The organism is Streptomyces sp. NPDC001508 (assembly GCF_040298665.1).
Classification (GTDB): domain Bacteria; phylum Actinomycetota; class Actinomycetes; order Streptomycetales; family Streptomycetaceae; genus Streptomyces.
This window is the reverse complement of the sequence record NZ_JBEPAP010000012.1, coordinates 90,480-103,625: the sequence shown is the minus strand read 5'-3', so window position 1 is coordinate 103,625 and position 13,146 is coordinate 90,480. Positions and strand designations below refer to the sequence as shown.

At 65.0% G+C, this 13,146-nt stretch carries 9 protein-coding genes and 1 pseudogene; 3 read left to right on the top strand and 7 right to left on the bottom strand.

The window, feature by feature from the left end; genetic code table 11:
* Nucleotides 1-161: 161 nt before the first annotated feature.
* From ABT245_RS14390 to ABT245_RS14370, 5 genes are all read right to left on the bottom strand, one after another.
* Nucleotides 162-1,841: a PucR family transcriptional regulator gene (locus tag ABT245_RS14390; RefSeq protein WP_351733158.1), complete on the bottom strand. Its 1,680-nt coding sequence runs from the start codon at nucleotides 1,839-1,841 to the stop codon at nucleotides 162-164.
* 415 nt (nucleotides 1,842-2,256) lie between these two features.
* The gene (locus tag ABT245_RS14385; RefSeq protein WP_351733284.1) at nucleotides 2,257-3,822 is read right to left on the bottom strand and encodes an MmgE/PrpD family protein; all 1,566 of its coding nucleotides are present in this window, start codon (nucleotides 3,820-3,822) and stop codon (nucleotides 2,257-2,259) included.
* 77 nt (nucleotides 3,823-3,899) lie between these two features.
* Nucleotides 3,900-5,243, bottom strand: a complete 1,344-nt coding sequence (locus ABT245_RS14380) for a M20/M25/M40 family metallo-hydrolase (protein ID WP_351733155.1) — start codon at nucleotides 5,241-5,243, stop codon at nucleotides 3,900-3,902.
* Nucleotides 5,244-5,286: 43 nt separating this feature from the next.
* Complete coding sequence (locus ABT245_RS14375; RefSeq protein WP_351733153.1) at nucleotides 5,287-6,477, bottom strand: M20 family metallopeptidase; 1,191 nt, start codon at nucleotides 6,475-6,477, stop codon at nucleotides 5,287-5,289.
* Nucleotides 6,478-6,610: 133 nt separating this feature from the next.
* Nucleotides 6,611-7,975: an MFS transporter gene (locus ABT245_RS14370; RefSeq protein WP_351733150.1), complete on the bottom strand. Its 1,365-nt coding sequence runs from the start codon at nucleotides 7,973-7,975 to the stop codon at nucleotides 6,611-6,613.
* A gap of 968 nt (nucleotides 7,976-8,943) precedes the next feature.
* Between ABT245_RS14370 and ABT245_RS14365 the strand changes: the two genes are divergently transcribed.
* Nucleotides 8,944-9,819 (top strand): LysR family transcriptional regulator, encoded by an 876-nt coding sequence (locus tag ABT245_RS14365; protein WP_351733148.1) that lies wholly within the window; start codon nucleotides 8,944-8,946, stop codon nucleotides 9,817-9,819.
* A 277-nt stretch (nucleotides 9,820-10,096) separates the two neighbouring features.
* Here ABT245_RS14365 and ABT245_RS14360 read toward each other — a convergent pair.
* A pseudogene (locus ABT245_RS14360) lies at nucleotides 10,097-10,366 on the bottom strand (transposase); the annotation flags it as partial.
* A gap of 284 nt (nucleotides 10,367-10,650) precedes the next feature.
* Here ABT245_RS14360 and ABT245_RS14355 point away from each other — a divergent pair.
* Entirely contained in the window at nucleotides 10,651-11,481 is an 831-nt protein-coding gene (locus ABT245_RS14355; RefSeq protein WP_351733146.1) for a transglutaminase domain-containing protein, read from the top strand.
* A gap of 217 nt (nucleotides 11,482-11,698) precedes the next feature.
* On the opposite strand, the gene ABT245_RS14350 is transcribed toward ABT245_RS14355, so the two are convergent.
* Nucleotides 11,699-12,022, bottom strand: coding sequence for a hypothetical protein (locus ABT245_RS14350; protein WP_351733144.1), 324 nt, complete (start codon nucleotides 12,020-12,022; stop codon nucleotides 11,699-11,701).
* Between ABT245_RS14350 and ABT245_RS14345 the strand changes: the two genes are divergently transcribed.
* Nucleotides 12,002-13,033 (top strand): APC family permease, encoded by a 1,032-nt coding sequence (locus ABT245_RS14345; RefSeq protein ID WP_351733142.1) that lies wholly within the window; start codon nucleotides 12,002-12,004, stop codon nucleotides 13,031-13,033. The two genes, ABT245_RS14350 and ABT245_RS14345, sit on opposite strands and share 21 nt — an antisense overlap.
* Nucleotides 13,034-13,146: the final 113 nt, after the last annotated feature.

Sequence of the window (13,146 nt, the reverse complement as noted above, 5' to 3'; positions counted from 1 at the left end):
TCCGTAGGGAGGCCGGGATGCGATAAGAGTCTCTCCTGCGACCGGCCCGGAGTCTTCGTGGCCCGGCACAAGAATTCACCGGACGTTTGTGGGCCGCTTCAACGGTCACGGCCGAGCTGGCGCCTCTCGGACGGAATTCCTGTGCTTCCTTCCGCTCGTCGTCACGCGGAAGGTGAAGCGGCGAGACGTACGGCCAGGGTGACGATGAGCAGGGTGTCGGGGTCGTCGAGGTCGACACCGAACCGCTCACGGATACGGCGCAGCCTGTAGCGCAACGTGTTGGGATGCAGGACCAGGCGCTGTGCGGCCCGTGGAATGTCGCCCGCCTCGTCCAGGTAGGCGGCGAGCGAGCGGACCAGTTCGCCTCCCGCCGCAAGGTCGGCGGCGATCATGTCGTGCACGGGTCCGCCGTGACGTTCCCAGACGGGACGGACCGCATCGAGTACCCGTAGCACCGCCACCGTCTGCGCGGTCTCCCCCGGTCCCGCGTAGCGCACCGGTGGCCGGCCGTCGACGTCCGCCCCGACCGGGACGGGACGGTGGGACCGCAGGCCACGAGCCTCGCGGTCGCGCAGCGCCCTGACGACCAGGAGCGCCTCGGCGTAGGAGTCGGCCGCGTCCAGAGGCGTGGGGACCAGCGGGCCCGCGCCGGTCCACACGGGTGGTGCGCCGGGCGTGGCGGCGGCCAGGGAGTCGAGTTCGCGGGCGAACCCTGCGACGTCACGCTCGTTCCCGCTCATGACGGGAAGCAGCACGATGAGCGCGGGTCCGTCACGCCAGGTGTGGGCGGTGGAGCGGAGGACGGACGCCTGGGCGCCAAGTGCCTGGAGGCTGTACTCCGCGTCGGGTCCGGCACGGCGGTCCCGCTCGGCGACCACCACGGCGCATGCGGTATCGGCGCTGAGTCCCAGCGTCCACAACTGCGAGCGGGGGTCGCCCTCGCCGGTCAGGAGCCCTCGCAGGGCATGCTCCCGCCGCCGGGGCTCGACACTCCCTCGCAGCCGCTCCTGGAGCAGGTAGGGCACGGCGACCTCCGCCGCCCGCCGCAGCACCTGCGGCGCGTCCGGGGAGAGCTGTCCTCCGTCGGCCGCCGCCCAGATGGAGCCCAGCACCTCGCCGCCGCTGCGGATGGCGATCACCAGGCGCTCGGGATCGTCACCCTGAGCGGGCCGGTGGATGACATCGTGGCTGGTCCACAGCGCACGCACCAGTCCGCTGCGGCGCAATTCGGCGACGCGCCACTCGGGCACCCTGCCGCCGAGGATGGTGGACTGCCGCAGTCCGTCGGCGTCGGCGCTGGTGGCCGAGTGCGCCAGAACCCGAAACTGCGTGTCCTCGACGGTGATGGACGCCTGGCAGGCGCGGGCGACGGTCGCCGTCAGCATGACGAGGCCTCCACCGGCGGCACTCTGCGCGAGGCTGTCCTGGCCGCTCGCATCGTTGAGGACCAGCACCGATCGCACGAGTTCCAGAACGTCGTCCCACGTGGCCCACGTGGCCCGGGCGAGCAAGGCCGTGCCCATCTCGCCGGCGGCGGCGCGCGCCGGCTCGGCCGGGTCGGCCGTACCGCCGAGAACGACGGCGGCGGCGCCCTTGCGCGCGGCGTCGCGCACCGCGTCGGCAGCCGCCGCGGCGTCGGGCCGCACCCCCGTGGCGAGCACGATGCGACCGTCGTACGACGAGGCGGTGCCCTCGTCCGCGATCAGGGCACCGTGCAGTGCGGCGTCCTGAGCCGGCGGCGCGACCACGAGACGAAGGATGCCGCTCTCGTCATGAGCGAGAAGGTGCCGCAGCGTGCTCTCCGACGGAACACCACCAGGACTGCCAGGAAACACTTGCATCGCCCCACGATAAGAGAACAGTGACAGCGATCCCGGCGGCTCACAGCCGCCGTCCGCCTCCCGCCAGATCCTCGCCCTGTTCGAGGACGGCGAGCACGGCCTACGGACCAAGGACATCTGCGAAGCACCGGGAACCGGCACACCGAAGGCACCCGGGCCAAGCTCGAACGCCTCGTGAGCCGCGGCATCCCCACAGAACCCGAACCCGGCCTGTTCACCAGCCCCGAACGGCAAGGTGAACAGGCGCCAAGGCTCGCAGAACCACCAAGACGGTACGAAAACAGGGTGGCGATCGTTGCGCACCGCCGGTATCGCGACGTCAGATTCCCGTTCCCAGTGGACGGGCCAGTTGGCCTGGGACTGACAAGCCTGTAGACCGACTTGCCGGGAGCCGCAGAAGGTCGGGCGCCGGGTTTCATTGAGTACCGAACTCAGGCTCTCCGGTGGATGAGAGGTCAGGTACGCGCGTCAATTCTGCAGCTTTGAGGAGTCTAGACCTCAGGCTTTCGGCGCCAACAGCTCCCAACAATGGAGTCGTCAGCGTAAGGAATTTTCTGGCCAGCTCATCATCTCCAATGGGATTATTCTTTCCGCCGCGACAGTCTTCCTTGGCCACGCTGAACTCTCGACCGTCTGTGGTCCGTAGCTGTATTCGACTCCCGTAGCTTTGTCGATCAAGCCAGAGTGCTTCCATTCTGGAATCCTCGTGCAGCGTCACTCGTGCGGCTAGCGAACGAACAGTCGAATCATTCATAGCCGACGAACTGTACCAATCAGGGCCTGGCTGCCGCCTCGTGAGCACCATTGCAGCTGTATAAGGCGCGCTGAACTCAGCGTCCACGATGCTGACCGGCTGGGGATCTCCGAACCATTCGGCCATCTCTCGGAACGATCCGACCTTTACTTCGGCAATATCTTCTGGCAGCAGGGAATATCGGTCGCGTAGTTCCGTCAAGCCATCAAGCATCGAATGGAGATACAGGCAGGCAGGGTACCCCTTGAAATAGGAGTCTTCGATGCGCCAATCGACCCCCAGATTTTTCACGAGCTTCTCGGGCTGGTAGCGGTCGGAGCCGACCATGCGCCAAAACCCAAATTCACTATCGAGGGTGCCGACTGGAGTTCTCACGCCGCTCTCGGCCATGTGGAGGGCGAGGACGCCGGCACGTGCTTGCTCGCCGAAATTGTTTTTGATGTCATTCAGCGGGCGGGAGGATTTGCTGATCCAGACAGGCAAAGGACTTCCCGAGGAAGCGTACCCGAAGGCGTGGCGAGCTTTCTCTGCATCGAGCCCGGCGATGTTCACTGCCGTTGCAGCCGACGTGAAGGCCATCCAAGAAAATTTTGATGGCACCAAACGAGCTTGCTCAGCACTTGACTGAATGGCATCCGCCACCCGGACCCCGACTTCGTACCCGGCAACCACCGCGGCAATGAGTCGCCGGCCATCGATCCGACGCGCTTGCGCGATGGCGAGCGCAGCAGGGATTGCGGCTGCGCTCGGATGTGCACGAAGTGTGTCCTCGTAGTCGAGCGCATCGGACAGGACAGCGTTGACAAAAGCCGCGGTAACCGGATCGGCCTTGTGTCGTGTCCCGACAATCGTCGCATCATCGCGACCGCTCAGTGGGGCGAGCGCGTCAACCACACGACGACCGAGATCGGTTTGCGCTCCACCGAACATGCACCCGACGGTATCCATCAACAAACGTGCCGCTTGCAGCGCTACCCGTTCCGGGATGTCGTCATATGTGAGACGGGTAGTGAAGTCGACTATCGCGTCCAGGTTCGGGGTTGGAGACGCTTCCATGATTTCGCGTTCCTTCGGTGTGTGCGGGGAACCCGCGCGCTCAGATCGGCGCATCAACATGTTCGCTTGATGGTCATCTCGGCGCGGGTAGAAACCTTGCAGGGTCGGCTCAATTACCATTCGGGTGCGAGCCGGTGCAGCGATGTTTCGGCGTTTGGTGTGGCCTTCCACCAAACCCTGAAGCGTTTTCTTTCTCGTATTATGATGAGGCAGGAGAGGGGAATTTCCCCAAGATGTGCGGCTTGGTGCTACTGGACGGTTGCCAGGAACCGGTCCAGTACCCTGGAGCCGAAGCGGAGGGCGTCTACCGGTACTCGCTCGTCCACTCCATGGAACATGGCTTGGAAGTCGTATCCCATGGGCAGGCCGAGGGGTACGAAGCCGTAGCCGTCGATACCAAGTCGTGAGAACTGCTTGTGGTCGGTTGCGCCGGAGAGGGAGTACGGCACGACATGACTTCCCGGATCTTCAGCGAGAAGTGCTTCGCGCATGGCGGTGAAGACTGGTGATTTGACGGGGGCCTCCAAGGCGGGTGCATGGTGGACGAACCGCCAAGTGACGTCTGGTCCGACGAGAGTGTCCATCGTCGCTGCGAATTCTTCCTCACCGCCTGGGACAAACCGCCCGTCGATATATGCGACAGCGACGCCGGGAATGACGTTCAACTTATAGCCTGCGCTGAGCATTGTCGGATTGGCGCTGTTGCGCAGCGTTGCTTCGACGATCGTTGCTGACTCCCCAAGTCGCTCCCGGAGGAGCGCAGGGCTGAGGTCTGGATCGTCCGGGTCGACTTCCGTTCCGGCGATATCGGCGAGCTGCTCGAGCGCTGCGCGGACCGTCGGCACTACGCGCAGTGGCCAGCGGTACTGATCGATGCGTGCGATGGCGCCCGCGAGCCGGGCAATCGCGTTTTCGGTGTTGGGTTTCGCACCATGTCCAGCTCGACCACGGGCCTCGAGCTTGAGCCACGCCTGCCCACGCTCTGCGGCACCGACTGGATAGATGCGAGTGTCCTGCCCCGCATAGAAGCGGTAGCCTCCGCTCTCGCTGATGCTCTCGGTACAGCCCTGGAAGAGGTCGGCGTGGTTGTCGACGAGCCACTTTGACCCGTAGGTCATGGTGTCTTCTTCGTCCGCGGTGAACGCAAGCACGATGTCTCGCACCGGTCGGCGGTTCTGACGGGCCCACCCACGGACGACCGCGAGCATCATCGCGTCCATGTCCTTCATGTCGACCGCGCCTCGACCCCAAACAACTCCGTCGCGAATCTCGCCGGAGAATGGATGTGCGCTCCAGTCGGCCGGCATGGCGGGTACGACGTCGAGGTGACCGTGGACCAGCATTCCTGGCAGAGAAGATCGGGTCCCTTCAATGCGGGCAACCACATTCGCTCGACCGGTCGCGGATTCAAGGATCGTCGGTTCGATACCAGCTTCGGCGAGCCGCTCCGCAACGTATTCGGCCGCAGGTCGCTCGCATGCATCTCCTGAGCCTCGGTTGGAGGTGTCGATACTGATCAGCTCGGATGTGAACTGGACTGCTTCGTCTTCGACCTGACGCATTCCCGCTGCAGAGTCCCTTTCGATTGTCATGGGGGCCTCCCGAACCTGGGTGGTGCCGTGATCCGTGCTCATCTCAAGCACCCAGGTAGCTGCGGATGATGCGCCGGTAGATCTCAACCGTCTCCAACGTCTCTGCAAGCGAAACCGACTCCGAGTTTGACCCGCTCTTCGTGGTGTGTGTCTCGGTGTCTGATGCGGTGTCTTCGCGGCCGTATGGGCCGAACATCACGGTCTCGATGCCCGCATCGAGTAGGTAATGCGCGTCTTCGAATCCCGCAGTCGCGCTCATCGCGGGATCGTCGCCTGTGACCTCGCGGTACGCTGCTGCGCACTCACGAACGATCCGAGCGTCGGGGTTGATCTCCGCTGAGTTCACCTCAAGCCGGCGTTCAACGTCGTAGGAAAAAAATCCTGGCCGATCCTTCAGGAGTTCTTCGACGACAGCGACGATCTGGGCTTCAGCCGTATCGAAGGTTTCGCCGGGCACAAGACGGCGGTCCAGCGAGATGACACATTTGTCGGCGACGAGATTTGGCTTGTCGCCGCCATGGATGGTGCCCACGTTCAGGGTTGGGCTGGGGACCAGTGGGTGCGTTGTCCGGGCGAACACCTCGGGCAGCTGCGACTCAAGACGGACGATGAGTTCGGCGGCCGCCACGATGGCGTTGCGGCCCAGCCAGGGGCGTCCGCCGTGCGCCGACTCACCGTACAACGTGACGTCGAGCCAGAGGCACCCTCGGTGCGCCAGCCTGACGGTGGACCCGGTGGGCTCACAGACCACGGCGGCATCGCCGGTGAGATGACCAGATGAGACAAGATACCCCGTCCCGACAGTGCCGCCACTCGTCTCATCGGCGACGCAGGCGACCACCAGACGACCCCGGGTGACGTCTCCGGCATCGGCGGCGCTGATGGCGGCGCGCACCATCGCCGCGACCCCTGCCTTCATGTCGAGGGAGCCGCGTCCGTAGAGCTGACCGTCTTCGATATGCCCGGAGAACGGGTCACCCAGGTATCCGGAGCCCGGTGGCAGCGTGTCCATGTGCCCGTTGAAGATCAACGTGGGGCCCTCACGTTGTGTATCGAAAGTGGCCACGACGTTCGGACGATTCGGCTGCCCCTCGAGGATGCGCACAGACCACGCGTCTGAGTCGAATTCACGCACTATCCTCTCAGCGACCGCGGCCTCGTTACCGGGAGGGTTAACGCTGACGGTCCTCACCATGTCGACGAGCAGGTCCTGCAGTTTGACTTCCATGTTCATGTTGCGGCTCTCTCCAGTCTCGATTGCGACGCCTCCGCGAGCGTCGTGAGGTGCGCCTGCCTCTTGGGCTGCTTGAGGGGGATTGAGGCGGTCGTCGATCTTGTCCAGCCTCTTCGCTGTCTGGGGCGTAATCTCAGTTGGGTTGGGGGGATGCCGCCTCGGCACCGTCTCGCAGGGCGTTCCCGCGTGTCTCTTTCAGGGTGAAGAACAGAGCCACTGTTGCGATCAGCGTGATCGCGGTGGCGTAGATCGCTGGAGCGATGGTGACGCCGGTAGCAGACACCATCCACGCAGCGATGAACGGCGCCGTCCCGCCGAATGCGGCGTACGAAAAGTTGTAGCTGACGGCGTTGCAGGTGTACCGAACCGAGGTGGGGAAGAGCTCGCCGGCGATGATGAAAGCTGCCGTTGAGACGGGGCCGAGGCAGGCAGCGAACAAGATCATCCCGAGCATGGCGAGGGCGACGTGCCCAGCCGTGACCAGCAGGAAGCAAGGGATCAGCGCCACTATCAATACGCCATTGCCGATCAACAAGACGGGGCGTCGTCCGTACCGGTCGGCGAGCGACCCGCCGACGAGGATGAAGATTCCGAAACACAGAGATGCGGCACAGCTCATCAGCAGAGCGTCATCGCGTGAGTATCCGAGGGTGCCGGTGAGGTAGGTCACCATATACGAATTGAGGATGAAGGATGCGGTTGCGGTGACGGCAGTCGCCGCCGCGAGCTGGAGCATGCGGCGCCACTGCGTCTTGAGCGCCGTCGCGACTGGATTCTTCACCTGCTCGCCTTCTTCCTTCATGGCGATGAACTCGTCGCTTTCCTTCAGCCGAAGCCGAAGGTAGAGGCCGATGAGTCCCAGGGGTGCTGCCAGGAGGAAGGGGATCCGCCAACCCCAGGCTTCGTAGGCTGCGTTATCGAGTACCGACGAGATGAGGTAGAGCAGCGCGGCGACGACCAGTGGGGGGATGGCGACGGCGAAATTCAAGATGCCGATGGTCCGGCCCCGCTTAGCTGGCTCGGAGGTCTCCAGCAGATACGAGCTGGCACCGGCGAACTCACCGCCGACCGAGATGCTCTGCACGACGCGGCACAGCAGGAGCAGCAGCGGGGCCACGACACCGATCGAGGACCAGGTGGGAAGGATTCCGACGGCGAAGGTGCTGGCCGCCATCAATAGCAGGGCGGTCGTGAGCGCGCGAGTCCGCCCCAGACGGTCACCGATGGCGCCGAAGAGAATGCTGCCGAACGGCCGTACAACGAAGCCCAGAGCGAAGATGGCAAATGTGCTGAGGACCGCTGCGGCCTGGTCACCCGGAGGGAAGAAGTGCGTGGCGATCGTGGGTGCGACAAGGGCGTATATGCCGATGTCGTAGTACTCGGTGAAGGTACCAACGCAGGCGGCGAAAGTGTCCCGCTTGGTGCGCTTCTGGGGAAGAGTGGCCGTGGCGCGGCCTTCCTTGTTCAACTCCTCGGAGTAAGACGGAGTGGCTTCCATCGTGTCCTCTTCTGGTTCGGATTGCGCCGACGTCTTCGTCGGCGCTGTGTTACCTGCCTGACCGGGCCTGCCAGTGGACCGGATTCAGGTCGTGGTTGTACAGCAGCAAGGGTGTCTGACCAGGCTGAGCGGCGGGTCAGGCGTCCAGACTGTCGGCCGTCATTTCGGCCTGGGTGTCGGCGATGCACCCCTTGTACTCCCCGAACGGAAATGCGAGGGGCTTCGCCCTCGCAGCGCCACTCGCTGTCTGCAGTTCCTGCATCGATCTCTCCTGTTTTCTGGTCGCCCGCGTCCCCGCCGGCTGGCGGCATGGGCGTAAGGGGCCCCCTTGTGGCGAACTCACGGGGTCCACCGTGTGCCGGTCTGGGGCTCGACCGGGGGCATGTGCCAGCTCGCGAGTCTGGGGATCCTTGACTCCACCGCCCCCGTAAGGGGCCTTGCCGAGAGCGGGCCGGGTGAGCCTGTTCAGGCCTCGTCGGGCGGTCAGCGGAAGGAGCCGTCGATCCTGGCTTTACCTACCGTCGGAGAGTTCTGCTGCTCGGCCGTTTTCGGCCCGCTGCCATCGTCATCACAAGCTCCCTAAATCAGACCTCGCACGGCGCAGAGCCAGCCCGCGATAGCAAGCGGGTGCATTCCAACCTTCAGCCGGAACGGGCCGAATAACCGTGATCGGTATCGTGGGCCCGCCTTGGACATGCTGTCCAATGCTGATTGGGCACGACTTCCATGCTGGTTCGGCATGGTTGCGCCACTACGCCGGCCGCCTCGGCCCGTGTCGATCTTGTCTCCGTAGATCCTCTGATCCCACCCGCAGGGTGTCGCACGCACACATCGTCGACAGGGTCTGCGGGACGGACTCACGCTGACTCGGCTGTTCTCAGGCCCGGATACTGCGGCTACAGTTCTTCGAGAAATGCCATCGCCTCATCTCACTTATAGTTTTCATGCGGGTTCGGCATACTTGTCCCATGGACCTACGTCTGCTGACCGCTCTGGTCGCGGTTAACGAGGCTGGCTCGGTGACGGCTGCAGCTCGGGAGCTGCTCATCGCTCAACCCGCTTTGTCCAGGCAGCTTCAGCAGCTCGAGCATCAGCTGGGTATCGCACTCTTCGACCGGAGGCACCGTCGACTCACTCTGACGGCGGCAGGTCAGCAATTCGTCGAAGCTGCGACCGCCGTGCTGAGGAGTGCTGAAGCTGCTCGTTCACTCGCCGAGTCACTCGCTGAGGGCCGGTTGGCGCGCGTGAGGATGGTGGCATCGCCGACATCTGCGGTCGATCTAGTCGCTCCATTTCTCGCGACGCTCGGTTCGGCCGACCCGTTGATCACAGTCGAAGAGGCTCAGTACGCCGAGGCCATCGAGCGCCTCAGGTCCGGATACGATCTTGCGTTGGTCTCTGCCCCGCCTCCGCGGGATCTGGCTACACGGGAGATCGCCGTCGTGTCCATCCGAGCCTATGTCGACTCGTCTCATCCGTTCGCCCGCGCCGATGAGGTGTCGCTGGAGGAACTAGCGCTACATCGGTTGATCATGCTCGACCTGAGCACCCAACCCCGGCGCATCGTTGATCAGGCATTCGCCGAGGCAGGGCTACCCAATCCTGACCTTATCGAGTGCAGCACGCCCCAGGTGGTCCAGGCGCTGGCCGCCGCCGGCCGTGGCATCGCCGTGGCCACGGACGACCCGCTCTTCGGGCTCGTCCCTGTCAACGTCCGCGCGCCTCGCGGTCGCTTGACAGTGACGGTGCACGCCGCCTGGGACCCCGGACACCATGCCGCGCACGAACTCGACCATCTCGCGAAGCGGGTGAGCGACTTCAGACGTGAGCGATACGCATCCTGAGTGGGCGTTTAGGGATGGATTCTGGCGTTAAGTCGCCCTCGCGGCTAACAACCTTCGGATTGATTTTTACCTTACATGCGCCTTCACGGCCTTCCGGGCACCGATGCGCGTGTCCGTTTGACTACTTGTAGGCGCTGGATTCCGTCTGGTTTAGCGATGGGGTAGAAGATTCCCGCCGGTGCGGAGCTTCCAGGCATTTCAGGCCGCACAGTTTGGCGACGAATGCGACAAAGCATGTTGAAACGGTCGGCGTGAATCAACATTAAACGCCCACTAACTTCCAGTCGATACGGGTCCGCACCGCCTCGGCGGCCTGCCAATCGGTGAGGTTCTCCACGAACTGCAACACCAACGCCAGAGCCGGCTTGCCCGGGGACCAGGCACGTTTGCCCCGCGCGGGGAACAGGCCCGCAAACTGCTCGTCCGTGAACAAGACGCCCAGCTCGTCGCGAACCGTGATCGCCAGACTGCCTTTCGGGAACGCCGCCCGCGCTACCCGCACCGTTTCCGCGGGAACTTCTCCTGGCATCAGCGGCTTCATCGACACTCGGACCCCACCCCGAACGCAAACGTCGGTCTCCAAGACCACAACCAGGTCTTGGAGACCGACGTCACGCACGAGCCCGGCAATTCGCCAACAGCGTCCCCGGAGGGCGGCGGGCCGTCGAGTGCGTAGCGGCAGACATCAGCCGGCCTGGTGGGCTCTTCGGCTCGGGCCCGTACTGGTGTGGGTGAGAAGCAGCAACGTCTGGCGGCGAGTTCCGGCAGCACCGTGGATCGGCTGGACCGCACCGGGCCGGATGTTCAACCCGCCCCATACCATGCCCGGTTATGGCAGATGACGTGCTCGACTACTCCCAGCCCGGCCCCTTCACGAGCCTGCACGCGACGCAGCTCCAGCTCATCGAGAGCCTGCCGGATGACCCCGTGGGCATCTGTGCCGCCGCGCAGGGCCTGGTCATTCAGCCCGCGGACGCCATCGCGTCAGGGATTCCTGAGGTACGGCTCGCGGAGAAGAACATCCGGCCGGTCAGCGAGCTGATAGCCGCTCTGATCGCCCTCGATCCGTCCCCGCTGCACGAGGCTCGCACCCCCGAGACTCGGGTGATCGGCACCTGCCGGCACTTCGCCACCATCGCCTGTGCGTTCCTGCGAGCGCGGAGCATCCCCGCTCGGGCCCGGTGCGGCTTCGGGACCTACTTCCTGGAAGGCTGCGGCGTCGACCACTGGATCACCGAGTACTGGAACGCCGATCAGCGGCGCTGGGTGCGCGTCGACACCGAACACCTCAGCAGGACCTATGTCGAACATCCCGAGGATCTCGCTGTGGGCGAGTTCCTGACCGGCGGCGAGGCGTGGGTTCAGTACCGCCAAGGTTTGGCCGACGGCCAGAAGTTCGGGGTGGCCGGTGTCGATTTCGCCTGGGGACCGGCCGAGATCAGCGGCAACGCCGTCCGCGACCTCGCGGCGCTCTGCAAGCAGGAAATGCTGAACTGGGACGAATGGGGCCGCATGACCGATGCCTATCAGGGCAAGACGGGTCCCGACTACGACCAGCTCATCGACGAGGTCGCCGATGCCTGCTCCAAGGACGATCCGCCGACTCTGACTCGACTGTTCGCCCGGGAACACTTGGCCGTTCCCCACGGCATGGCCGGATGAACCGATCCGGGGACTGGCAGCGGAGCGCCGACGACCCCGCCGGTCCCCGACTGCTCAGGTCGTGGCAGCCTGTTCTGCCTTGGCCGGGTGCTGGCGAGCCGATAGGAGTCGGTGCCGGTCTCGATGATGGTCGGCGCTGCAGCTGCCACCGCTTCGTGGCGTACGACAGGTCCTTCCGGCAGGCGTCGAGAACGCGCCCTGGGCTGCGACGACCGCCTCAGTCCGCTGCTGGAAGCATTAGCCGTTCTTCTCGTTCAGCTCCAGGTCCCTGGGCGGAGCGGGGCCCTGCTCTGGACGGGTGGTACGCGCCCACCAGCAGTGTGTCGGCGGTGCGCGGCCCGCCGGTGGCGGCAGGCAGCACGTCCACAGTGATTTCGGTGAATCCGGCCTCGTCGAGCAGCTCGACCCACACATGCTTCTGGAGAACCCAACGGCGCATCCTCGTCGCTTCGCCGTCCGGCGTCTTTGCCGGGATGTCGGCGGCCACGGCATCGGGCCGGGCGGGCGCCCCGTTCAGGTAGTGGGCGAGGGTCGCGAACACCAGGCGCCCGCCCGGCTTGAGCGCGGCGGCAACCGCGGGCAGCACCTCGCGGCGAATCTGCTGGGGGTACGAGTCACCAAGCGCGACAACATCGCGTTTCTGATCGGCGAGCTCATCGTCCTGGCGACCTTCGTGGGCTTCGCGATTGTCGCCATCAGCCAGGGAGTGAACGGCGCGGAGTGGACAGTCCTGCCCTTCTTCAACCGTGCCGAATTCACCCCTGGCCTGATCTTCGGCGCGGTCTCTGTAGCGGTGCTGTCCTTCCTCGGCTTCGACGGGATCTCCACCCAGGCCGAGGAAGTGGAAGGCGGCAGGCGAATGGTCGGCCGGGCCACGATGCTCTGTCTGATACTGGTGTCCGTCCTGTTCATCGTGCAGACATACCTGGCCTCGCTGCTCCTCCCCGGATTCCACCCGCTCGCGGAGGGGAGCGCAGAGAACCAGGCCTTCTACCACGTTGCCGGGGCCGCCGCCGGGCACTGGCTGGAGATCGTCACCGCCGTCGCGAAGGCGCTGGGCGTCGGGCTTGCCTGCAGCCTGGTCGCGCAGAACGCCACCTCGCGTCTGCTGTACTCGATGGCCCGGGACGGCAACCTGCCGCGGTTCCTCAGCCACGTCAACGCACGTACTCAGGTGCCGGATCGGGCGATCCTGCTGGTGGCCGGCGTCAGCCTCGCCCTCGGCCTCGGATTTGTCGGCCAGCTGGAACTCCTGTCCACCCTGGTCAACTTCGGCGCGCTGCTCGCCTTCCTGCTGCTGCACGTCTCCGTCGTGTCCTACTACCTGATCAAGCGACGCCAGCGCACCTTCGGAATCCACCTGGCCGTCCCCGTGATCGGCTTCGCGGTCATCGGATACGTGGTCGCCAACATGGACATGCACGCGAAGATCGGCGGACTGATCTGGCTGGCGATCGGCCTGGCAGTGGTCCTGGTACGCAAGGCGACGGGCCGCCCGATCACACTGGACCTCAGCGGAGCGGAGCGAGAGGCCGCCTCCACCAGCGCATAGCCACCCGCGTGACGTCTCACCGGTTCGGCCCGGCCGGCGCCGTGGGTCTCCAGCCTCAGCGTCAGACCGTTCGCGCAGGTCGCCTCCTCCTCTCCCCCGCCATGGGAACTGAA

Excerpts from the sequence above, each read along its gene's own strand:
- ABT245_RS14390 (WP_351733158.1), bottom strand. The coding sequence starts at position 1,841 with ATGCAAGTGTTTCCTGGCAGTCCTGGTGGTGTTCCGTCGGAGAGCACG.
- ABT245_RS14380 (WP_351733155.1), bottom strand. The coding sequence starts at position 5,243 with ATGACAATCGAAAGGGACTCTGCAGCGGGAATGCGTCAGGTCGAAGAC.
- ABT245_RS14375 (WP_351733153.1), bottom strand. The coding sequence starts at position 6,477 with ATGAACATGGAAGTCAAACTGCAGGACCTGCTCGTCGACATGGTGAGG.
- ABT245_RS14370 (WP_351733150.1), bottom strand. The coding sequence starts at position 7,975 with ATGGAAGCCACTCCGTCTTACTCCGAGGAGTTGAACAAGGAAGGCCGC.
- ABT245_RS14365 (WP_351733148.1), top strand. The coding sequence starts at position 8,944 with ATGGACCTACGTCTGCTGACCGCTCTGGTCGCGGTTAACGAGGCTGGC.
- ABT245_RS14355 (WP_351733146.1), top strand. The coding sequence starts at position 10,651 with ATGGCAGATGACGTGCTCGACTACTCCCAGCCCGGCCCCTTCACGAGC.